The following is a 22,556-nucleotide window of genomic DNA, read 5'->3' on the forward strand; positions in this document are numbered from 1 at the left end:
TTGTAGCATAGTTTCAATTTTACCATAAATAATTATTGGGAAACTTCAGTAAAGAGAAGAGCAAGGAGACGTTTGGTTTGCATTGGTGTGTCGTTGAAAAATACTGCGAGTAAGGTCGATTATTGTGAGTGAAGTAATGTAGAAATATAGTTTCTTAAAGACATATTTGAGTCGATGCTCACAGTAATAGTATTTGTGGTTTTATTTTAGCACAGGATGCTCTGCAGAAAAGGCAGGAACGTATTTGAATTAAGAGCCTAAGAGTCTCGAATTGAGAATTTAAATAAGTTTTTATTTTGTGTTCGCAATTCGGAGCCCCGTCATTTTTGATAAAATCCAAGTATCAGACATGAAGGATAACATGGATGATTTCCGCTCAAGGCAAGGGGTAGTCTGGGGCTAAGTTTGCAGGGCGTTAGCCTACCAGTCATCACATAATATAAGAGGAAGGGTTAATAAAGCCCTCTAGCCTTTCGCGCAAGTCATCCAGCTCAAAAGCTAATTGTCTACTGTTACAGTGATTGCACTCTAACGATAAATACCCTACTAACTCTTTAATATCATCCTGTTCTATATCTATGGTTTTTCTACGTTTATTTATGAGTTGAGTCTTTATGTGCTCAGGAACTGTGTACCAATATTGATGGATAAACTCTTTTTCACGATTATTAAACTCTATTCTCATCAGCTATCCGTAGTTTTTTTCATCAATTTAACCTAGCTATATTATTAATGTATTCTTTCACCTGTCCACCGATCAAGCCCTTTCCAGAAGGTACACTCCTGGCATTCTTCACCATCAGGATAGTCAATACCTTCTTGGTGTGGGCAACCAATAATAGCATCAGTCATAGCAATGGATTTGACACTATAATCAGCAATGAAACCTAATATTTCCTCTAGTATTAGAGAGTCATTTCTTACATCTTCTGTAGACACCCAGGTTTTCATTTGTGCCGGAACAGCATTTTCTTTTACAACAATACCAACCGCAACTTTCGTGGCTTTTTTATTTGTTGGGCCATAGTATGCAATAGTAGCAGCGGGATAGCCTCTAAAGCCTTTACGTACTTTATTGGCTATTTTCTTTTTATTACGCTCGGCTTTTAAACTCATTTTTTAAAATCCAGGGTCAGTTCTAACATTCCAACAAAATCAAGAAATACAATGGTAGATCCTGTTCTTCATTCTCTACGCAAAAAGGTGCTCTGAGAAAATGCTAGCTATACAGTTTTATAAGATGAATGTATAACTCTAGTGCATATGCGAAGCCAGCCAGCGCTCGGCTTCTTCTAGAGATAAACCTTTGCGTTGAGCATAGTCTTCAACTTGTTCTGAGGTGATCTTGCCAACATTAAAGTACGTTGCTTCCGGATGCGAAAAATACCAGCCACTCACTGCCGCAGTCGGGTACATGGCAAAACTATCAGTCAACTCAATAGTTGTATTGGCTTTAACATTTAATAATTCAAACAATTTTGCTTTTTCCGTATGGTCAGGGCATGCGGGGTAGCCAGGTGCCGGGCGTATGCCTTTATACACTTCTTTAATCAATTCCTCGTTACTCATTGCTTCATCATCAACATAGCCCCAGTGATTCTTGCGTACCTCTAAGTGCATATATTCAGCCAAGGCTTCTGCTAAACGATCTGCAAGCGCTTTGAGCATGATGGAATTATAATCATCATGGTCTTTTTCAAACTCTGCGAGTTTGTTTTCTATGCCAATTCCGGCCGTTACCGCAAAACCGCCTATATAATCTTTTTGTCCGCTCTCAACTGGTGCGATAAAGTCGGATAGACAATAATTAGGTCGCCCAGGCGCTTTGATATTTTGCTGGCGTAAATGATGTAATGTTTCTAGCTGTTCCTTACGCGTGTCATCTTTATAAAGGATAATATCATCACCGGCGCTATGTGCTGGGAAGAAGCCAATCACGGCTTTTGCTTGCAGCCATTGTTCGGCAATGATTTTCTTTAACATCACCCGGGCATCGTCATATAAGTTTTGGGCATGCTTACCAACCAGTTCATCTTTGAGAATATCCGGATAGCGTCCTGCGAGTTCCCAGGTCTGGAAGAAAGGTGTCCAGTCTATATAGTCGACTAACTTTTCTAATGGAAAATGATCGACCACTTCGATACCTAATTTTTTAGGTACCACAGGTGTGTGATTTTGCCAAACAAACTTATTAGATCGTGCTGCTTTCAGGTTATGCTGTTTGGTTTTTGCCTTACGACCTTTATGGCGCTCACGTACAGCAACGAGTTCCTCTTTTATACCAGCGAGATAGGCGTCTCTATGTTCATCGCTGAGTAAATTAGATGCAACTCCCACGGCGCGAGAGGCATCAGGAACATAAATAGTTGCCCCGTTATAATGCTCTTCAATTTTTACTGCGGTGTGTGCGCGCGAAGTGGTTGCACCACCAATCAGTAGAGGAATACTGAAATTTTGTCGCTGCATTTCCTTGGCAACATGGACCATTTCTTCTAGTGAAGGCGTGATTAAGCCACTTAAACCAATAATATCGACATTTTTCTCTTTAGCTACCTGTAATATTTGCGGCGTTGGTACCATCACTCCGATATCAATCACTTCGTAGTTATTACATTGCAAGACGACACCGACGATATTTTTGCCGATATCATGCACGTCGCCTTTAACCGTTGCCATCAGGATTTTGCCGTTGCTTTGAATCTCTCCCGCTTTTTCCTCCTCCATAAAGGGCATTAAGTAGGCGACCGATTTTTTCATTACCCGGGCGGATTTAACAACTTGAGGTAGAAACATTTTACCCTCACCGAATAAGTCGCCAACGACATTCATACCGTCCATTAACGGTCCTTCGATCACATGTAGTGTTTTTTCTGCTTGCTGACGTGCTGCTTCTGTGTCTTCTATAATAAAGTCAGTAATCCCTTTAACTAATGCATGCTCCAGGCGTTTGTTGACGGGTAGGTTGCGCCACTCTAAATCTTGTTTTTTGTTAACAACCGCATCACCGTGAAATTTTTCAGCAACTTCCAGTAGCTTATCGGTGCCGTTTGCGTCACGATTTAGCACCACATCTTCAACGACATTACGTAACTCGTCGGGAATATCCGCGTAAATTGCTAACTGCCCTGCATTAACAATCCCCATATCCATGCCTGCTTGAACGGCATGATAAAGGAATACTGCATGAATGGCTTCACGTACCAGGTTATTACCGCGAAACGAAAAGGAAACATTAGATACCCCACCGGAAATCATCGCGTGTGGGCAGGTGCGTTTAATTTCACGAGTGGCTTCGATAAAATCAACGCCGTAGTTATTATGCTCTTCTATGCCGGTAGCGATGGCAAAGATATTTGGGTCAAAGATAATATCTTCTGGAGGGAAACCTACTTTTTCTACCAGAAGTTTATAGGCGCGCTGGCAAATTTCTACTTTTCTGGCAAAGGTATCCGCCTGGCCGTTTACATCAAAGGCCATCACAATAACAGCAGCGCCGTAGCGACGCACAAGCTGTGCTTGCTGAATAAAGTTATCTTCCCCTTCTTTCATGGAAATTGAGTTGACGATACCTTTACCCTGTATGCATTTCAATCCCGCTTCAATAATGTCCCATTTAGAGGAATCTATCATAATCGGGACTTTGGAAATATCCGGCTCAGAAGCTATCAGGTTTAAAAAATGCACCATGGCTTCTTTTGATTCCAACATGCCTTCATCCATGTTGATATCAATGATTTGTGCACCATTGATGACCTGCTCGCGGGCAACATCCAGAGCGGTATCGTAATCTTCATCAACAATCAGCCGTTTAAAGCGTGCTGAGCCAGTTACATTAGTACGTTCGCCAACATTAACAAATAATGAGTCAGGGCCAATAGAAAAAGGCTCCAGCCCGGCTAATTGGCAGCGTATTTCTATTTCAGGTATTTTTCTTGGGGGATAAGGGCTTACTGCATCAATGATTGCTTTGATATATTCAGGAGAGGTTCCACAGCAGCCACCGATAATGTTGAGGTAGCCCTGCTTTGCCCAGTCAGCAATTTCAGCCGCCATTTCTTCGGGGGGTTCGTCATATTCACCAAATTCATTGGGTAAACCTGCATTAGGGTGTGCAGAAACAAATGTATCGACATGGCTGGATAGTTCTTCTACATATTGACGCATTTCCTGCGCACCTAATGCACAGTTAAAGCCAATGGAAATAGGCTCGATATGGCTCAGTGAGTTCCAGAAGGCAAGCGCAGTCTGCCCGGATAGCGTACGTCCCGAGGCATCGGTAATGGTGCCTGAAATCATTACCGGTAATTCGATATCATGTTCTTTAAAATAGCTATCGATGGCAAATATCGCTGCTTTGGCATTCAGTGTGTCAAAAACAGTTTCAATCAATAGAATATCAGTGCCACCGTCTACCAGACCGCTGACTGCTTCAGTATAGGCTTCGACTAGTTTGTCAAAGCTGGTATTACGAAAAGCTGGGGCATTGACATCGGGTGACATCGACGCGGTTCTGTTTGTAGGGCCAAGTGTACCGGCAACAAAGCGAGGTTTGTCAGGTGTTTCCTGAGTCGCTTCTTCTGCTGCCTGCTTAGCAATTTTTGCCGATTCAAAATTAATTTCATAGACCAGTGACTCCATATTGTAATCGGCCATGGCAATCGTGGTAGCGTTGAAAGTATTCGTTTCAATAATGTCGCAGCCCACATCCAGATAGGCTTTGTGTATCGCTTTGATAATATCCGGCTGAGTCAGTGACAATAAATCATTATTGCCTTTTAAATCAGAATCCCAATCACTAAAGCGCTCGCCTCTATAGTCCTGTTCTTCCAGGTGATAGCCTTGAATCATCGTGCCCATTGCGCCATCTAAAAATAAAATGCGTTGAGAAAGCTGCTGGGTTAAAAATTCTTTTTTAGTCATGAGGATCACTTGAGTTTGGTGCTATCGGAGTTGCGTAATTAGGCTAAAGATGGTTTACTTGCTGACGTTCTATATAATTATTTTCTAATGTTGTCGAGGTTTTTTTATGTCTAAACCTACACTTAAACAGGTCATTCAAAGCGTTTTAGCGGCAGCCATCGGCGTACAAAGTCAGGCAAATCGGCAAAGAGACTTTGAGCATGGTTCGTTATCTAGTTATCTTGTGGTTGGTGCAATAGCGACCGTATTATTTATTTTAACACTGGTCACTATTGTATCGTTTATTCTTTAACTGAAGTTTCCCAATAATTATTTATGGTAAAATTGAAACTATGCTACAACTATATGAAAAAAATAGTCTTTTCATTCGTTTCAAATGCTATTGCCTAAGGGGAATTAAGTAGGGGTTTGCTATAAACATGGCAAAACCACCTAAAATAAACCTCGATACACCAGCATTGTGTATTTCAGCTACTCAATAATTGGGAAACTTCAGTTCTTTAACAGAAGAGGTTTTAAGCTCTATACTCCGTTAGAATGCGGAAGCGGTGGTCGTTCGGGGTGTGCCTTAAACCAAAAAAGCCCAGTTTCAACTGGGCTTTTTTAATTTTACTTAATACCTGTAAGCTTACTCAGATGATTTGAAGCTATTTTTTATGTCTACAAACATACCTGAAATGCCACTAGTAAGATTTTTTACATTAATCTCTTCTTTCAAAATATATTTTGTTCTAATAAACGCAACTGTTAACCAGGCCATGAATAAAGGCAATAGTTCAAATAGAATTCCTAGAACTGTACCAAAGAACCCTTCCTGAATGCCGCCACTACCGCCACTGCTTGTAATTCTGTCTCCAATGTCAGTTAAATCACGCTCATAATCACCGCCAACATCATTACCAAAGCCATCAATAATAAAGATATTGATATTATAAAATAGCATCTGTACGACAAAGAATAAAATTGCAGCACCCGCTGTCCAAAGTATCACGTTACCCGTTTTTGCCTGTACAGCTGTTCTGAATACCCAGATTGCAATAAGAATTGCTAATACACCACCAAACATTATTATCCCCTTATTTTATTGTTATTTTTAAAACCCTGTCCCTACAAGATTATTTTGATCTAGTGTAATGTTGATTACATAGTATCAAGAAACTAGCATTATCCTAGAAAAATCAGTTAAACGCGAATTTATAGTGCAAGGTATTGCTTTTACAGTGCTTTAAAAAATTCTTAGCTTTACCATTAGGTTCAGCGGGCATTTTTTTGAAGTGCTGTGGAATCAAAAGCTTGTGCTAGAAAACGTGGGCAACTGATTTTTCTAGGGTTATAAACATCTAGCCTTTCTTATGGTAATTTATCAGTAAAAAATAGTATCTGATAGGTTACTTAAGGGGCTTTTTTTAGGGTCGAGTTGATGAGAGAGAGCAAGAAAATCTTGACTTCAATGAATCATCTAGTATCATCTTAAGTTCATTTACTGTCATGACTTAATGACGTAATTATTATAATAAATCACAAGAAGGTAGGACACTCATGGGTGCAATATTAGACGTTACTGAAATGTTAAAAGAGCCAGCAGGCATGGCAGTTGCAGCAGTTGTAATTGCTGTAGGTTATTTCTTCGTGAAATGGGTTTTCGCTGAGCCTGAAGACGAAGAGTAAGTAAGACGTTTCATAGCCTTACTTAAAGGCCCGTGAGTTTAAAACTCACGGGCCTTTTTTATGTCTGCGGCCTGGCTCGCCGCTCTATTATTTGTTAATCAAAAGCCCTTTTTTATACTGCTTTTACAATTCCTGCTGTTCTAATATGATCATCGCTGCCGGCTTTTACCTATAGGCAAGTTTGGACTCTGGTTTCTCTACTTCATAGCTTAATTGCACCTGTAAACCAAATTCCATTATAATTCATAGTATTATTTATAATACAGACGAGTATAAAATGCTAAGTATTCTCTCGCGCACCCTTGCGCAATATCACCAGCGTACAGCACCAGCCTTTATAGTAGGCATTTTTCGTATCCTGTACGGAATGGTTGCTTTTCAAGAAGTTCTGTTTCTGCTTTATTTTAACCATCTTATTTTTGATCCTATCCCCTATATTGACGTGGAATTCCCAATGATTCCAATGTTTTTATGTTTGTGGGCGGTAGTAGCTGGGTGCGTTATTGTCGGTTATCGAAGTCAAAGTGCGATTATTGCAAACTATATTTTCTGGATAGTCTTCGTTAATTTTACGCCCATGCAGCGTGATTTTGATGGGGGGGTTGACTTATTTATGATTGGTGTCGGCTTTTTTCTGATATTTATGCCCATCGGGCGGGCGCTATCAGTTGATAATTTGCTTTATAAGCTGCAATTTAAATATAAAGAGGCTCCTGCATTACCTAAAACGATCAGTGCGCTGAGTTTATTATTCCCTGTAATGATTTGTCTGGGGTTTCTGTATTTTGACTCGGCAATTCATAAATTGTTTGCCGAGCATTGGCGTAATGGTCTGGGAGGGTGGCTGCCTTCTGCGATGCCTTATTATATTTCCGCACTGGATTTGTCCTGGATGCTAAATAATGAAATCTTGCAAAAAAGTATTGGTTATCTGATTCTGGTGTTTCAATTTACTTTTCTCTTTTTATTTTATCGACGTTCCTTCCGACCCATTTTTTTATTTGTAGGCGCCGGCTTACATATAGGAATTACCATTAGTTTAAATATTTACCCATTTGGGTTAGGGATGCTATCCGTTTATATTTTAATGGTGCCTTTTTCATGGTGGGCAGCAGTGGCAGATGGCTTGATTTACAAAACACCCCAGCTTGCAGTCTTTTATGATGGTGATTGCCCCTTATGCAATCGTACAGCAAGTATTATTAGTCATTTTGACGTACTGCAAGGTGTTGCGTTTAAAGATTTACAGACACAGGCTGACTCTGCGCCACAACTGCAGAATTATGAGGAAAAACTTTTATTGGCTGATTTATATGCAGTGGATTTGCAGGGGCATGTTTGTGCTGGTGTTGATACCTACATACAGATTTTCCAAAAAATGCGTTATCTGGCTGTTTTCGCCTGGATTATGCGTATCCCAGGCATTTATCATCTAGCTAAGCTAATATATCGCCGTATTGCTGATAATCGTGTGCGTAATGTATGCGATGCGTCCTGTATGCCGGCCGTTTCAAAGTGTGCCTACCCTATCGATTTATATACCCGCATTTTTGAAAATTATGCACAGCAAAAGCCTAGGCAATTCAGGTTCAGATTAGCTAAGGTTTTTCTGGTTTTGGCGATTTTGCAGCTCAATAGCAGTATTCATTATGGCTTTTTATATCGTTTTTATGATTTGTCTACTGTGGAAAGCCCGCTTGTAAATCAGGCGCGTATACTCAGTAACTCAGTGCTGATGCTATCTACAACTTTTTTAGGCATTACGCCGCACGCCCTCTATTTGCACGATCATTTTGAGGGGTACGAGGACTTGTTTGCAATTAGCTATATTGATGCGCAAGGGAAGGAGTTATGGTTGCCTTTTGTCAATGAGCAAGGGCGAATGCTAGCCCCAAATTGGGGGAGAGTTCACTCCATGTGGGCTAATATTGCGATAACTCCAAATATCAACTCTGACAGACTGGATAAGTTTATTATGAAAGTGACCGCATTCTGGGGAGCTAAAGTAGGTTTGGATCTTAATCATGCGAGGTTTATTATTAAACATAAAAAAATAAACTCTCCTGTTCAATGGAGCAAGGATTTACGCAAGAATAACTTATCAGGGGATTGGGCGAATATTGGCACGGCAACCTGGACAAATAAGCATTATCAGCTGAAATTGCAGGAGATAAAATAAGTTATTTCCTTTTAACTCAATTGTTTATATATTTTTATGAGGCCCTTTTAGATTAAGAATTTAATCCATAATAAGGTGGTTTAGGCCAATTAAGGTTTGTACTTAAAAAAAGGTGTTGCATCAAAACTATTGTCATGATATAAATTGTCCCGTGCTTTTGATTAGTACGAAACAACAATAATAATTTCTATCCTGAGGAGGATGACATGAAAAAAGTATTATCACTATTAGCTATTTCTTTAATGTTAATCGGCGGAACTGGTTGCATGGATAACCCAGATGGTAGCAAACAGAAAGTTTCTAGCTCTATCTCTTTGTAAGAAATTTTATAGAAAAGCTCGGGAATTATTCCTGGGCTTTTTTATGTAAAGTACCCTTCAAATTTAAGCTAATTTATTCTAGATTAGTTAACTGCATTTTATACGACCCAGCATAAAGCAGTACTTAAACTCACTTTTTGTAACAAACATTTAGCGATCTCTGCTAAATTATCGTTACCTATATTTTAATGTCCTGGTTAAATACGTATTCATCCTCATTGGGCGAAACGTTTAATTGCAGTGCAGCAAAAATTAAAGAGCCGCAGGCTCAGAGTCCATGAACTTATCAAGGTGTTGTGGATGTGATTTTAGGTTAACTCTTTGCACGTTCTGAAGAATCTTTTTCATAACTCAAGTAGGCAAATAACGGTTGATAGCCTGTATTTGAAGGCAGGTCTAGTGCACCGTATAAATCCTACAAAACAATAGGCGATCCACAATGGCGCGCCTAATGCTTGGCAGGCTTTAGCAGTCAGAGACGTGAAGCGTATGTTTCGTTACTGCGCACGTCCCTGTGGTCAGATTGAGAAGAATAAACGGCTGTTTATCACCTCTCCAAACCGAGCTCTAATGTTACTTATCTAGGCTGTTATTTTGAAAGATAGACTTAGGTGATTTCTGTCAAATAACATACCAGCTTACTTGTCTTTTTGTCCTTCTTCTGCATTGCTACTACAGTTACGTAGCACAACTATGCGCCTGTAATTTCGCCGCCGTATCAAGTACGGGGCAGGCTTTGAAGATGAATAAAAATCCTGCGTTTCTGGTATATTCTTTTCCGACAATCACCTAACAATAAATTGTCGCCTCTATCGATGATAACCAAGATATTTTTCTTTTTTATTCTGTTCGTTGCCCAAAAAACATTACAATTCCCAAAATAAAAGAGAGTTAAAGCGCCTATCTATATTAATTGTTTTTTGTAACGTGCTGCGCGCTACCATCTGGATCATCCATACAGCCAGTTCCACCAATAAGCATTAATGTGATAGCTAAAGCTGATAATATTTTTTTCATTATTTTCTCCAATTTTTATAATTATAATTCGTACTTGTATAGCTTAGATAAAGTACGGTTAATTTATATCATGGCTCATTGTTAAATGCAATCGTGAATTAACTAGGCAATGAATATCAAAGGGAATAATAGCAATATCAGCGGTTAAATTTAGTTCGTACGCGTTCTTGAATGGAGCCAAATCATGAATTCAGGCTCATTTGGCTGGAGACTAGGGTTAAGAAAATGTGCGGGTGATTTTATGAAAACTCGACCCATTTTTTATGTAATGCATGCATTGCATAAAAAATGGGTCGAAGGTTTTGTGCTTAGCTTTGCGCTGGTATTTGCTTTTATCTTTGAAAATAATTGCTTTATTAAAGTAATGCGCATGTTTGGCGACCAGGTTTTTGGTCTCAGATGCGCTGTTTTTTTGTTGCTTTTTGCGTTCGCTGAAAATCCTGGAAACGGAGCTTAAGCGAAGTGAAGATTTTTAGATTTTGCGTAGATAAAATACAAGGCATTCCGACATCGCGTCAAGCCATTTGAGGTAACTAAATAAAAACCCCTCTAGGGTTTTTATAAGTGGACGCAGGGCGAATCAGGGCATCGCAGATTTTAATCAGTCCCGTTAAGCTTTTGCCGCGAACTTGGGCTTGGACGCCCAAAATGAGCTTTCGCAAAAGTAGGGACTCCCCGATCTTCATGGAGTGACTCCTTATTAATTACTGATAAAATCATTTCTTTTGTGCAAAACTCCCGCGAACAAATTAAAATACTGATTTGTTCAATTTTAAGATAAGTCCGTGCAATTTACAAAAGAATTTGATGTTATCGTTATAGGTGGGGGTCATGCGGGTACTGAAGCCGCATTGGCGGCGGCACGCTCAGGTGCGCAAACGCTATTATTGACTCAAAGTATTGATACTTTGGGGCAAATGAGCTGTAATCCAGCGGTAGGGGGTATTGGTAAAGGGCATTTAGTTAAGGAAGTCGATGCGCTAGGTGGTGTAATGGCAAGGGCAATTGACCATGCCGGTATTCATTTTCGTATTTTAAATGCGAGTAAAGGTCCCGCTGTACGAGCAACCCGTGGACAGGCCGACCGGGAACTTTACAAGCAATTCATTAGAAATGCTCTGGAAAATCAGCCAAACCTGATGCTGTTTCAACAAGTAGTTTCCGATTTAATGGTTGAGGCTGAGACTGTTGTCGGAGTTGAAACGCAAATGGGTCTGCAGTTTAAGGCAAAGTCTGTGGTTTTGACTGCGGGTACATTCTTAGGCGGAAAAATCCATATTGGCTTGCAGAATTATACCGGTGGGCGCGCTGGAGATGCGGCATCAATTGCCCTGGCTGAACGCTTACGTGAGTTACCCTTTAAAGTAGATCGGTTAAAAACAGGGACACCTCCACGCATCGATGGGCGTACTATCGACTTTGCGCGCTTAGAGCAGCAGCATGGTGATACGCCTGTGCCGGTTTTTTCTTTTATGGGGTCTGCGAACCAGCATCCTCAACAGGTTCCCTGTTATATAACGCGAACTAATGCACAAACACATGATATTATTCGTGGCGGGTTAGATCGTTCACCTATGTATGCAGGCGAGATTGAGGGTAAGGGCCCACGCTACTGTCCTTCGATAGAAGATAAAGTAGTGCGTTTTGCGGAGCGTGATTCACATCAGATTTTTATAGAACCTGAAGGCTTGAATACCAATGAGTATTACCCTAATGGTATTTCAACAAGCCTGCCTTTTGATGTGCAGTACCAGTTTGTACGGTCTATGCAGGGCTTTGAGCGAGCAGAAATTATTCGACCAGGCTATGCAATTGAGTATGATTATTTTGACCCAAGAGACCTGAAAACCTCTCTGGAAACCAAATATATGTCCGGTCTGTTTTTTGCTGGGCAGATAAACGGCACAACAGGTTATGAGGAAGCGGCAGCACAAGGTTTGATTGCTGGCCTGAATGCAGCACGAAAAACACAGGGTAAAGAAAGTTGGTGTCCGGCGCGCGATGAAGCTTATATAGGTGTTATGATTGACGACCTAATTGCTAACGGCACAACAGAGCCTTATCGAATGTTTACTAGTCGCGCCGAGTATCGTTTATTATTGCGCGAGGACAATGCCGACTTGCGTTTAACTGAGGCAGGGCGAGAGTTACAACTCGTTAATGATGAGCAATGGCAGTTTTTTAATGAAAAGCGGGAAAGCATTGTTCAGTTACAGCAACAGTTACAAAGCAAATGGGTAAGAAAAGACAGCCCTGAAGCGCTACGATTTGCTGAAATATGGGGTAAACCTCTGTCTAAAGAAGCAAATTTAATGGATCTATTGCGCCGCCCTGAAGTTGATATCGTGCAGTTGATGAGTTTATCAGAAGGTCTTGATGTTTCTAAGCAAGTAGCGCAGCAAGTAGAGATACAAGCTAAATATGCGGGTTATATTGAACGTCAGCAGCTGGAAATTGATAAGGCAAAGCGCTATGACCATTTGCAAATTCCAGAAGATCTGGATTTTAACCAGGTTAAAGGCCTGTCCAATGAGGTGCGTGAAAAATTTATAACACAGCGTCCTGAAACACTGGGTCTGGCTTCTAGGATTCCAGGTGTAACGCCGGCAGCTATTTCTTTATTGCTAATCTATATGAAAAAGAAAAATGGATAGTAGTCGAACTCTTTTGCTAGCAGGAATCGAACAGCTCGGCCTAGAGGCAACAACGGCTCAAATTGACTCTTTGCTAAACTTTGTTGATTTGATTGAAAAGTGGAATAAAGCTTTTAACCTGACTGCAATTCGTGGCCGGGATGAAATGTTGCGCTTACATATATTGGATAGTCTGGCTATCTTGCCTTTTATTACGGGTAATAAGATTATTGATGTGGGCACGGGAGCTGGTCTGCCAGGTATTCCTCTGGCTATATTTATGCCCAATGTGCAATTTACATTATTAGACAGTAACTCTAAGAAGACCCGATTTGTGCAACAAGCTATTTTAGAGCTACAACTACAAAATGTAGAGGTTGTGCACTCACGGGTAGAGCAGCTAGGGCGAGATGGTGAATATGATGCGGTTTTAAGTCGGGCATTTGCCAGTTTGGGTGATATTATGAATCTGACGGAGTATCTCTTGCAGTCTGAGGGTGTCTTAATTGCGATGAAGGGTCAGGTTCCCGAGTTAGAACTAAAAGAAATGAGTAGATCTTATTCAGTTAAATCAATTGTAGTGCCAGGTATTGAGGCTGAGCGGTGTGTGCTGCGGATAAATAAAATATGACAAAAATAATAGCAGTAACCAATCAAAAAGGGGGCGTAGGTAAAACGACCACTAGCGTTAATTTAGCAGCGTCATTAGCTGCTGCCAAGCGTAAAGTGTTATTGATTGACCTGGATCCTCAGGGAAATGCAGCAATGGGTTGTGGTATTGATAAATCAAATGTAGCGTATTCCAGTTGTGATTTGTTGCTTGAAGATATGCCTGTCTCTGAAGTGATCATCCCTGTACCAGAGTTTAGCTTTGATGTGATTGCTGGAAACTCAGATTTGACTATAGCCGAAGTGCAGTTAATGAAAATGACGCAACGTGAGCGGCGCCTCGCAAATGCACTTGAACAGGTTAAGGTAAGCTATGACTATATCTTGATTGACTGTCCGCCTTCATTAAACATGCTGACTTTAAATGCGATGGTGGCAGCAAATAGTGTGTTGGTTCCTATGCAATGTGAATATTATGCATTAGAGGGCTTATCTGCCTTAATGGAGACCTTGCGCAATATACAGGAAAAAGCAAATCCAGGTTTATATCTGGAAGGTATATTGCGTACTATGTTTGATAACCGTAGTCGTCTGACGAAAGACGTATCAGAGCAATTAGTGGAATATTTTGCGGATAAAGTATTTCGAACCTGCGTGCCCCGAAATATTAGATTAGCAGAGGCGCCAAGTCATGGTATGCCTGTATTGCAATATGATAAAAATTCGCGTGGCGCGCTTGCTTATATAGCATTGGCGGGTGAATTAATCAGAAAGGAAAATAAATAAGCGTATGGCAGAAAAGAAAAGAGGCTTAGGGAAAGGGCTAGGCGCATTAATGGGAGATATGGGTGCTAAAGAGCAGGTTAAGAATATCACCTCAAATTTACCAGTAGAATATCTTCAGCGAGGCAAATATCAACCGAGGAAAGATATAGACCCAGAGCGGTTGCAGGAGCTTGCCGAGTCAATCAAAGTTCAAGGTATTGTGCAGCCAATCATAGTCAGAGAAGTTGGCTATAACCGCTATGAAATTATAGCCGGAGAACGTCGCTGGCGAGCCGGGCAATTAGCAGGTTTAGCTGAAGTGCCAGTACTGATCAAGGAAATTGATGATCGTACCGCGATAGCTATTTCTCTGATTGAAAATATTCAGCGTGAGGATTTGAATCCTCTGGAAGAGTCGGAAGCTTTTCTGAGGCTGATCGAAGAATTTGATTTAACGCATCAGCAAATTGCCGAAGCAGTTGGGAAGTCACGAACTGCAGTGACAAATTTGTTAAGGCTAAATGATCTGGAAGCTGACGTTAAAACGCTATTGGCAAAAGGGACGCTGGGAATGGGGCATGCGCGTGCTTTATTAAGTCTGGAACCTGAAAAGCAGATTACTCTGGCAAATAGAGTGGCCGAAGAGGGATTGTCGGTGCGTGTTACGGAAAAATTAGCCCAGGATGCGCAAAAAGAAAAACAAGATAATAAAATACATGTTTCTGTACCAGCGCACGAAAGAATAATAGATAGAGATACGCAGCGCTTGCAGGAAGCGATAACTGATTTTATTGGTGCTAAAACGATTATTAAGCACAAGCAAAATGGACAGGGTGCTGTAGTGATAAATTATAACAGCCTTGATGAATTAGATGGGATAGTGTCGCATTTTGATATCAAGAGTGACTTTTCAGAATAATAAACCAGGTGGGTTAGTCAAGAGATAGCCTCTTGGGATTAAATTACCTAAATGGCATGAAGAAATACTCTCGGAGAGAAAAGGGGAAATTGAAAGTAGTAATGCTAATTTTATATCATTAGAAGAATTAAAATCAAAGCATGGAAAATGAATATCAAGCATATTCAGGTATTGCCAGAGGCAGAAGCTGTTCGTAACTATACTTCGCGCGGTCACGGATGCGGTTTACTAACAGCTTCTTTTTTGAAGTAAGTTTGGTAGCGTTCTCCTCCTTTATACGTTAAAAAATAACCTTACCTAGAGAGTTATAAAAATGCTTTTGATTTATAAGCAACGGAATGTGGATATTATTATCAGGCTTAAGCAAGCAGCCAGGCAAATCGGCCTAGGTCTTTTTCTAACTCAGCCACTAAGTTCACTAGCTAATGAATCGCAGCTTATTTATTCCAGCGATTCGATACATGCAAGCCAGCTAGTTGCAGAAATACTAACAGCCAATCCACAAATGGAAGTGGTGCAAGCGGTATGGGAGGCTTCGGCAACAAAAAGTGCATCAGAATCTGCCTGGGCTGACCCCCAGTTCCGCTATACTATGGCGCCGTTAACTATAGGCAGTAACGAAACAAGTTATGGGCAGCGCTTTGAGTTATCGCAAAAAATATCCTGGCCAGGGAAATTGCGTTTGCGCGGGGAAGTGGCTGATCATCAAGCACATGCTCAATATGAAAATATTGCTGCAGTAAAATTAATGCTTGCTAGCATGGCAAAGTCTTTGTTTGCCGATTGGTATTTTATTTATCGATCCATTGAAATTAATAAGGTCAATCAGGATTTGTTTGATGAATTTCGTCATAGTGCCGTTACTCGCTATGGGGCTGGGCTCGCTAGTAAACAAGATGCTTTACGTGCCGATGTAGAGCGTAATTTGCTTAAGCACCAGGCGATTGTGTTGCGCCGTGAGCAGCAAACAATTCTTGCCAGAATAAATACTCTCTTAAATCGTCCTCCCGATGCATTTATCCCACCGCCACACAGTTTGGCGGAAATAAAATCACTACCTGAATTAAAAGGTTTACGAATTAGAGCGCTACAGTCACGTCCAGAATTAAAAGTAATGATAGCAACGATTGATGCAAGTAGAGCGCAAGTGGAACTGGCGGAGTTAGAGTATTACCCTGATTTTAATGTGTCTGCTGGCTACAATAGTCTTTGGGAGAATGAGGATAAGCGTTTCACTGTCGGTGTTGGGGTTAATTTGCCTTTATGGCAAGCTAAGCGAAATGCTGCTGAAAAAGAGGCTCAAGCAAAGGTGAAGCAGGCTCGATGGCGCAAAACTGAGCTTGAAGCAAAGATAAACGAAGAGTTACAGATTGCTTATGTCCGTGTTGAGGAAAGTCTACATGTCCTAAAGCTCTATCGAGAGCAACTTACTCCACTTGCAGATGCAGACCTGAATGCTGCCAGAGCTGATTACCAGGCAGGAAAAAGTGATTTTCTAACTCTGATCAGTAGCGAAAAAAATCGTATGCAAACACAATTACAAACCGAACAGGCTATGGCAGATACTTACCGTCGTTTTGCTGAACTTGAATATGCAGTGGGTAGTATTGAAGCTATTTCTCTTGATGAACAGCTAAGGGGTATACAGCCATGAAAGCTGTAAAAATGAGTCTATTAATTATTCTGCCGCTACTTATATTAACCGGTTTGGGCGTGTATTTTCTACAACAGCCGACTGCTAAGCCCGCTGAGTTAGCAAATATCGGGGTAACGCATTATGCTGGGCCTTATAAAGTGCAATTAAAATTAAATCCTGAAAAACCTAAAATAGGTAATAATCAGCTCACTTTTCTGATTCGAGATGAACAGGATCAGGCCGTTAGCCATGCCCAGATAGAAGCTATGGCAGTAATGCCTGCTATGGGTACCATGCCAGAAATGCGTGAGGCTGTTGAAATTAAACCTGACGGAGCCGGTTTCTATCAAGGAGATTTCAGCTTACCCATGAATGGTAGCTGGCCGTTAACGGTGAATATTAATTCCACTGCCCTGGGTCAGACTGAGCTAGGCCTTGATATGAATACCAGCCGAGCGGGGCTGAAACTAACAGGCGCAACGACGAGCGCGATGGCTCCGCGACAAGCACAAGCTGAGCTTGTTGATGAGCCATTAAGCGCATTTACCGTCGATAGTTATCGGCGCCAGTTGATCGGTGTAACTACCAGTGAAGTGCTGTGCCAGAATATGATTAAAACCATTCATGCTGGTGCACGGGTAGACTATGATGAGTCACGGCTTGCAGATATTAATCTGAAATACGATGCCTGGATCGGTACCTTAAATGCGAATTATGTCGGCAAGCAGGTGCAAAAGGGGGCGCAGCTATTTACAGTTTATAATCCGGAACTGGTTTCTGCCCAGGATGAATATCTAAGTAGCCTACGCCGTAAAGGAGGCGGCCCCTACAGTCTACAACAGGCGGCACGAAGCCGTTTGGCTCGCTGGGATATTAGCTCTACCGAAATCAGGGCTTTGGCAAAACGCGGGCGGGTAGCAGAATACTTACCGATTCTTGCTCCAGTCAATGGCACTATTATAGAAAAAAATATAGTTGCGGGCGCGGCAGTCAAAGCAGGAACGCGTTTATTGCGCTTGGCTGATTTATCTAGAGTCTGGATAGAGGGCGAAGTCTACGAGGCAGACCTGCCCTGGGTTAAAGTAGGTATGGCGGCAGAAGTTAGTTTTCCTGATATGCCGGAGCAAAGGTATGACGCAGTTGTTAGCTTTATAGAGCCCGTACTCAACCCTGAAACACGTACTGCCATAGTGCGTGTTGAGTTAGCCAACCCAGAGGGGGTGTTAAAGCCTGGTATGTATGCCCGTTTAAATTTACAGGTCGATCTGGGCGAACGATTTGTGGTGCCTGAACAATCCGTTATTTATGCCGGTGAGCAGCGCGTGGTTTTTCTAGATAAAGGAGAAGGTCGCTTACAGCCACGAAAAATAAAAACCGGTGTGCGCAACGAAGGCTTTATTGAAGTGCTAGAAGGCTTACGCTTTGGCGATGTGGTAGTGACTTCGGGTAATTTCCTGATTGCCGCAGAAAGTAAGTTTAAGTCTGGATTGGCTCAATGGTAGCACAACAAAATACAGGGCCGATTGCACAGATTATCGCGTATTGCGCACGTCATGCGGTATTAACGGTTATCATTATTATGCTCTTTGCACTATGGGGTTATCGCTCATTGATGCAGACACCGCTGGATGCGATTCCTGATTTATCTGATGTCCAGGTTATTATCTATAGCGAATGGCCAGGACGCAGTCCCGATCTGGTTGAAGATCAAATTACTTACCCTTTAACCCGAAAACTACTGGCTGCACCGAATGTGAAATTTGTCCGTGGGCAAAGCTTTATGGGCCTGAGTTTTGTCTATGTTATTTTTAAAGATGACACCGATATATACTGGGCGCGCTCCCGGGTTATGGAATACCTGAATACCGCAGCTGCTGATTTACCCGAAGGTGTGCGGCCAACCCTGGGGCCGGATGCAACCGGTGTCGGCTGGGTATTTGAATATGCCTTAGTGGATAAATCAGGGCAGCATAATCTGGCCGATCTGCGTAGTCTGCAGGATTTTAAGCTACGCTATTGGCTAGAGTCTGTCGAAGGCGTAGCTGAAGTGGCCTCTATCGGTGGCTTTGAAAAAGAATATCAGGTGACAGTGGATGCCAATAAGCTGGCTAGCTATGGTCTAAGCCTTAAACAGGTGGCGCAAGCAATTCGGCGCTCCAATAATGATGTCGGTGGGCGGGTGCTGGAAATAGCCGGACATGAACATTTTATCCGTGGCCGAGGCTATATAAAAAGCGTACAGGATATTGAAGGTATTGCCTTAGGTGTGGGTAAAACAGGAGTGCCTGTCCGTGTGCGCGATATTGCTCAGGTCAGTCTGGGTCCTGCAATGCGCAGAGGCTTGGCAGAACTGGATGGTGAGGGTAAAACTGTCGGTGGAATCGTTATTATGCGCTATGGCGAAGATGCACTGAATGTGATTGAGCGGATAAAACAACGGCTGGTTGAAGTCAAAAGCAGCTTACCCGCTGGTGTGGAGATAGTTACCGCGTATGACCGTTCCGGCCTCATTTATGATGCCATCAGTACCCTGAAAAAAACACTGTTTGAAGAAATGCTGATTGTATCGCTGGTGATCATGATTTTTTTATGGCATTTCCGCTCTTCTCTAATTGTCATTATCAGTTTGCCTGTCGCCATCTTACTGGCCTTTATTCCACTGTCCATGCAGCATATGACAGCTAATATCATGTCTCTAGGTGGAATCGCTGTGGCCATCGGCGCGATGGTCGATGCCGCGATAGTCATGATCGATAATATTCATAAGCAATTGGCGGTGGCTGAAGCAGATGAAAAAGCCAGTAGCAAGGGGATCAATCGCCAGGAGATTATTATTCAGGCGATGCAACAGGTTGGCCCGAGCATATTTTTCTCTCTAGTTATTATTACCCTTGCATTTGTGCCGGTGTTCGCATTGCAAGGAACCGAAGGGCGTTTATTTAGCCCGTTAGCCTATACCAAAACCTATGCCATGGGGTTTGCTGCCTTACTCGCAATTACCTTAACGCCGGCACTGGCAGTACTGTTGATTCGGGGTAAAATAAGCGGCCATCAGAATGGGCTAAATAAGCTCTTGATTCAGTTATATCAGCCCATCGTTCGCTTTGCCCTACGCTTTAGACTCTGGGTAATTGGCTTATCGATTCTGGCATTAATCGTTACTATTCCCGTTTTTCTAAAGCTGGGTAATGAATTTATGCCACCACTGAATGAAGGCAGTATTTTGTATATGCCGACTTCATTACCCGGCATGTCCATTACTGAGGCCGGCAAGGTGTTGCAAACTATGGGTCGGCAGCTGAAGCAGTTCCCGGAAGTGGAACGGGTATTTGGCAAGGTCGGTCGGTCGACTAGTCCAACCGATCCGGCCCCGCTTTCTATGGTAGAAACAGTAATTACCTTAAAACCGCAAGAGCAATGGCGTGCGGGAATGACCTGGGATAAGCTGATTGCTGAAATGGATGAGCAACTACAATATCCGGGTATGCCTAATATCTGGTGGATGCCGATTCAGACACGAATAGAAATGCTGGCCACCGGGATTCGATCGAGTCTGGGCATAAAAGTATTTGGAGATGACTTAGAGACCATAGAACAAACCGCAGTTAGCATAGAACAACTACTAAAAAATGATCCCCGCACCAAACCCTATACGCGCAGTATTTATGCAGAACGCCTGACAGGTGGTTACTTTCTAGACTTTAATATAGATCGAGATAAGATCGCCAGATATGGCTTAACCATTGATGATGTAGAAGAAGTATTGATGACGGCTGTCGGTGGCATGACGGCCTCACACACCATAGAAGGGCGTGAGCGATATGCGATAAACTTACGCTATGCCCGTAGCTTCCGCGATAATCCCGATGCTTTGGAGCGAGTGCTAGTACCCACACCTGGAGGAGCGCAAATCCCCATTAGCCAGCTAGCCGACATAGAATTTACTGGCCCACCTATGCTGCGCAATGAAGATGGTCAACTGGTTTCGTTTGTTTTCGTCGATGTCAATGAACTGGGTATCGTCGATTACGTTAACCTGGCACAACAGATCGTTAATGAAAAAGCCAATATTCCGCAAGGGGGTAAGAATCTCCTGGGCAGGGCAGTTTAAGTACTTTGAACGAGCTAAAGCCAAGTGGCTCTATGTGAATCCTAGTGGGTAGTGCGATAATAATACCATGAATAGTGAATCTTTATTTAGTATGGCTTTAGGCTTACAATCGCCTTGGAAAGTGGAAGAAATTATCTTTTCAAACGACAATATTTTAGAACAGAATGAACTATCATTTGCAGATAGGTTTTGAATCAGGCGCCCGTTTTGCTGATGAATCGGGGGTTCTCTGCCCAGTGCATGATACAGTCGATCGGCAATGGCAACACTTGAGCTTCTTTGAGCATTCTTGCTATCTACATTGCTCTGTTCCTCGCATCACAACAGTAGAAGAAGTATTGATGACGGCTGTCGGTGGCATGACGGTCTCACACACCATAGAAGGGCGTGAGCGATATGCGATAAACTTACGCTATGCCCGTAGCTTCCGCGATAATCCCGATGCTTTGGAGCGAGTGCTAGTACCCACACCTGGAGGAGCGCAAATCCCCATTAGCCAGCTAGCCGACATAGAATTTGTCACTGGCCCACCTATGCTGCGCAATGAAGATGGTCAACTGGTTTCGTTTGTTTTCGTCGATGTCAATGAACTGGGTATCGTCGATTACGTTAACCTGGCACAACAGATCGTTAATGAAAAAGCCAATATTCCGCAAGGGGTAAGAATCTCCTGGGCAGGGCAGTTTAAGTACTTTGAACGAGCTAAAGCCAAGTTAATGGTTCTGGCTCCACTCACGTTACTGATTATTTTTCTTCTGTTATATATTAATCATGGCTCAATAGCTGAGGCGTTAATAATATTACTAGCGATCCCTTTTTCCCTGACTGGAGCCATGTGGATACTCCACTTTCTGGAATACAATCTAAGTATCGCCGTCTGGGTGGGGATGATAGCGCTAGCAGGACTGGCAGCCGAAATGGGCGTATTAATGATGCTTTATCTGGGTCTAAGTTGTGAGCAACGCAAGGCCGAAAATCGCCTAAAAACAGCGGCTGATCTGAGTGAAGCGATAGTTGCTGGTGCTAGTCAGCGTATACGACCTATGCTAATGACCAGTCTGGCCTCTTTTATAGGCTTATTGCCAATATTATGGAGTACAGGCGCAGGGGCAGATGTAATGAAGCGCATTGCTGCGCCAATGGTTGGCGGTATCGCCTCAGCTTTGATTATGGTGTTGATTGTCTTTCCTGCGGTTTATTCTTATTGGAAAGGCGGGCGGTTGCGTTAAATGCAATATCTTCAAAAAAGTCACCTATATTTCTGTTGTAATTATGACTATATTGAAATGACTATAGGTGCCATTATGAAAAATCTTCAAATATCAAAGTCAGAGTTTAAAGCTAAAGCCCTGGAGTTTTTTCGTCAGGTAGAAACCAGTGGTACTCCATTAATTGTCACTGATCATGGTAAACCTGCTATTGAAATTCGTCCTTATCATTCAAATGAATGCTCTCCTTTAGAGGTGTTAGAAGGAAGTGTTGCGGAATATATCAATCCAACAGAACCGGTCGGGGAGGATGACTGGGACGCACTTTTGTGATTGTTCTTGATACGCACATATTAATTTGGTGGGTCAGTAATAAAGAAAAACGGCTCTATGTGAATCCTAGCAGGCGCGCCATGCTACCTCACAACATTCTGGGACTCCTGTCACCAACATTCATTCGCCTACGCAGCGAATGGGAGATGCCCAGGTCGCCCTGCGTCCGTCTCAACTACGCACAAAACCCTGCTCCGTTAAGACTACCTCAAATGGCTGGACGGCTTTCGGAATGCAA

The 22,556-nt window shown here is 42.3% G+C and carries 16 protein-coding genes and 2 pseudogenes; 13 read left to right on the forward strand and 5 right to left on the reverse strand.

All coding sequences use genetic code 11. The annotated features are described in order from the left end of the window. Window positions 1–430 precede the first annotated feature (430 nt). The 3 genes from CDZ78_RS09275 to metH all read right to left on the reverse strand — a co-directional run bounded on the left by CDZ78_RS09275 (window position 431) and on the right by metH (window position 4,920). Window positions 431–685: a hypothetical protein gene (locus tag CDZ78_RS09275; protein ID WP_087869767.1), complete on the reverse strand. Its 255-nt coding sequence runs from the start codon at window positions 683–685 to the stop codon at window positions 431–433. Window positions 686–729: 44 nt separating this feature from the next. After that, entirely contained in the window at window positions 730–1,116 is a 387-nt protein-coding gene (locus CDZ78_RS09280; protein ID WP_087869768.1) for a hypothetical protein, read from the reverse strand. Window positions 1,117–1,254: 138 nt separating this feature from the next. Then, complete coding sequence (metH, locus tag CDZ78_RS09285; protein WP_087869769.1) at window positions 1,255–4,920, reverse strand: methionine synthase; 3,666 nt, start codon at window positions 4,918–4,920, stop codon at window positions 1,255–1,257. 106 nt (window positions 4,921–5,026) lie between these two features. Here metH and CDZ78_RS09290 point away from each other — a divergent pair, with 106 nt between their 5' ends. After that, complete coding sequence (locus CDZ78_RS09290; protein ID WP_087869770.1) at window positions 5,027–5,212, forward strand: DUF2970 domain-containing protein; 186 nt, start codon at window positions 5,027–5,029, stop codon at window positions 5,210–5,212. A gap of 336 nt (window positions 5,213–5,548) precedes the next feature. On the opposite strand, the gene CDZ78_RS09295 is transcribed toward CDZ78_RS09290, so the two are convergent. Further along, window positions 5,549–5,986, reverse strand: a complete 438-nt coding sequence (locus tag CDZ78_RS09295) for a hypothetical protein (RefSeq protein WP_087869771.1) — start codon at window positions 5,984–5,986, stop codon at window positions 5,549–5,551. Window positions 5,987–6,459: 473 nt separating this feature from the next. Between CDZ78_RS09295 and CDZ78_RS23660 the strand changes: the two genes are divergently transcribed. Both CDZ78_RS23660 and CDZ78_RS09300 read left to right on the forward strand, forming a co-directional pair. Beyond that, complete coding sequence (locus tag CDZ78_RS23660) at window positions 6,460–6,588, forward strand: hypothetical protein (RefSeq protein ID WP_263459067.1); 129 nt, start codon at window positions 6,460–6,462, stop codon at window positions 6,586–6,588. Window positions 6,589–6,865: 277 nt separating this feature from the next. Beyond that, window positions 6,866–8,767: a DCC1-like thiol-disulfide oxidoreductase family protein gene (locus tag CDZ78_RS09300; RefSeq protein WP_087869772.1), complete on the forward strand. Its 1,902-nt coding sequence runs from the start codon at window positions 6,866–6,868 to the stop codon at window positions 8,765–8,767. Between the two features lie 1,554 nt (window positions 8,768–10,321). Here CDZ78_RS09300 and CDZ78_RS24495 read toward each other — a convergent pair. Beyond that, window positions 10,322–10,543 (reverse strand): DUF7230 family protein, encoded by a 222-nt coding sequence (locus CDZ78_RS24495; protein ID WP_420841009.1) that lies wholly within the window; start codon window positions 10,541–10,543, stop codon window positions 10,322–10,324. Between the two features lie 346 nt (window positions 10,544–10,889). On the opposite strand from CDZ78_RS24495, the gene mnmG reads away from it, so the two are divergent. The 10 genes and pseudogenes from mnmG (at window position 10,890) to CDZ78_RS09350 (ending at window position 22,318) form a co-directional block, all read left to right on the forward strand. After that, window positions 10,890–12,758: a tRNA uridine-5-carboxymethylaminomethyl(34) synthesis enzyme MnmG gene (gene mnmG, locus CDZ78_RS09310; protein ID WP_087869774.1), complete on the forward strand. Its 1,869-nt coding sequence runs from the start codon at window positions 10,890–10,892 to the stop codon at window positions 12,756–12,758. After that, entirely contained in the window at window positions 12,751–13,368 is a 618-nt protein-coding gene (gene rsmG, locus CDZ78_RS09315; RefSeq protein ID WP_087869775.1) for a 16S rRNA (guanine(527)-N(7))-methyltransferase RsmG, read from the forward strand. Before mnmG ends, rsmG begins: the two co-directional genes overlap by 8 nt. Beyond that, complete coding sequence (locus CDZ78_RS09320; RefSeq protein ID WP_087869776.1) at window positions 13,365–14,132, forward strand: ParA family protein; 768 nt, start codon at window positions 13,365–13,367, stop codon at window positions 14,130–14,132. Before rsmG ends, CDZ78_RS09320 begins: the two co-directional genes overlap by 4 nt. A gap of 4 nt (window positions 14,133–14,136) precedes the next feature. Next, window positions 14,137–15,030: a ParB/RepB/Spo0J family partition protein gene (locus CDZ78_RS09325; protein ID WP_087869777.1), complete on the forward strand. Its 894-nt coding sequence runs from the start codon at window positions 14,137–14,139 to the stop codon at window positions 15,028–15,030. Window positions 15,031–15,343: 313 nt separating this feature from the next. Next, window positions 15,344–16,684 carry a TolC family protein gene (locus CDZ78_RS09330; RefSeq protein WP_087869778.1) on the forward strand — a complete coding sequence of 447 codons (1,341 nt, stop codon included), beginning with the start codon at window positions 15,344–15,346 and terminating at the stop codon, window positions 16,682–16,684. Further along, complete coding sequence (locus tag CDZ78_RS09335) at window positions 16,681–18,168, forward strand: efflux RND transporter periplasmic adaptor subunit (protein ID WP_087869779.1); 1,488 nt, start codon at window positions 16,681–16,683, stop codon at window positions 18,166–18,168. The genes CDZ78_RS09330 and CDZ78_RS09335 overlap by 4 nt, the downstream gene beginning before the upstream one ends. After that, a pseudogene (locus CDZ78_RS09340) lies at window positions 18,162–20,820 on the forward strand (efflux RND transporter permease subunit); the annotation flags it as partial. The gene CDZ78_RS09335 and the pseudogene CDZ78_RS09340, both read left to right, overlap by 7 nt. A 24-nt stretch (window positions 20,821–20,844) precedes the next feature. Beyond that, window positions 20,845–21,130, forward strand: a pseudogene (locus CDZ78_RS23035) (ISL3 family transposase); the annotation flags it as partial. Between the two features lie 6 nt (window positions 21,131–21,136). Next, on the forward strand, window positions 21,137–22,006 hold the full coding sequence (locus CDZ78_RS09345) for an efflux RND transporter permease subunit (RefSeq protein WP_244559209.1): 870 nt from the start codon (window positions 21,137–21,139) through the stop codon (window positions 22,004–22,006). 57 nt (window positions 22,007–22,063) lie between these two features. After that, window positions 22,064–22,318: a type II toxin-antitoxin system Phd/YefM family antitoxin gene (locus CDZ78_RS09350; protein WP_244559208.1), complete on the forward strand. Its 255-nt coding sequence runs from the start codon at window positions 22,064–22,066 to the stop codon at window positions 22,316–22,318. The last annotated feature ends 238 nt before the right edge of the window (window positions 22,319–22,556 follow it).

It is taken from the genome of Bathymodiolus platifrons methanotrophic gill symbiont (genome assembly GCF_002189065.1).
Lineage (GTDB): Bacteria > Pseudomonadota > Gammaproteobacteria > Methylococcales > Methylomonadaceae > Methyloprofundus.

Bases quoted from the DNA above. Each gene is read 5' to 3' on its own strand.
- CDZ78_RS09275 (WP_087869767.1), bottom strand. From the start codon at position 685: ATGAGAATAGAGTTTAATAATCGTGAAAAAGAGTTTATCCATCAATAT.
- CDZ78_RS09280 (WP_087869768.1), bottom strand. From the start codon at position 1,116: ATGAGTTTAAAAGCCGAGCGTAATAAAAAGAAAATAGCCAATAAAGTA.
- metH (WP_087869769.1), bottom strand. From the start codon at position 4,920: ATGACTAAAAAAGAATTTTTAACCCAGCAGCTTTCTCAACGCATTTTA.
- CDZ78_RS09290 (WP_087869770.1), top strand. From the start codon at position 5,027: ATGTCTAAACCTACACTTAAACAGGTCATTCAAAGCGTTTTAGCGGCA.
- CDZ78_RS09295 (WP_087869771.1), bottom strand. From the start codon at position 5,986: ATGTTTGGTGGTGTATTAGCAATTCTTATTGCAATCTGGGTATTCAGA.
- CDZ78_RS23660 (WP_263459067.1), top strand. From the start codon at position 6,460: ATGGGTGCAATATTAGACGTTACTGAAATGTTAAAAGAGCCAGCAGGC.
- CDZ78_RS09300 (WP_087869772.1), top strand. From the start codon at position 6,866: ATGCTAAGTATTCTCTCGCGCACCCTTGCGCAATATCACCAGCGTACA.
- rsmG (WP_087869775.1), top strand. From the start codon at position 12,751: ATGGATAGTAGTCGAACTCTTTTGCTAGCAGGAATCGAACAGCTCGGC.
- CDZ78_RS09320 (WP_087869776.1), top strand. From the start codon at position 13,365: ATGACAAAAATAATAGCAGTAACCAATCAAAAAGGGGGCGTAGGTAAA.
- CDZ78_RS09325 (WP_087869777.1), top strand. From the start codon at position 14,137: ATGGCAGAAAAGAAAAGAGGCTTAGGGAAAGGGCTAGGCGCATTAATG.
- CDZ78_RS09330 (WP_087869778.1), top strand. From the start codon at position 15,344: ATGCTTTTGATTTATAAGCAACGGAATGTGGATATTATTATCAGGCTT.
- CDZ78_RS09335 (WP_087869779.1), top strand. From the start codon at position 16,681: ATGAAAGCTGTAAAAATGAGTCTATTAATTATTCTGCCGCTACTTATA.
- CDZ78_RS09345 (WP_244559209.1), top strand. From the start codon at position 21,137: ATGACGGTCTCACACACCATAGAAGGGCGTGAGCGATATGCGATAAAC.
- CDZ78_RS09350 (WP_244559208.1), top strand. From the start codon at position 22,064: ATGACTATAGGTGCCATTATGAAAAATCTTCAAATATCAAAGTCAGAG.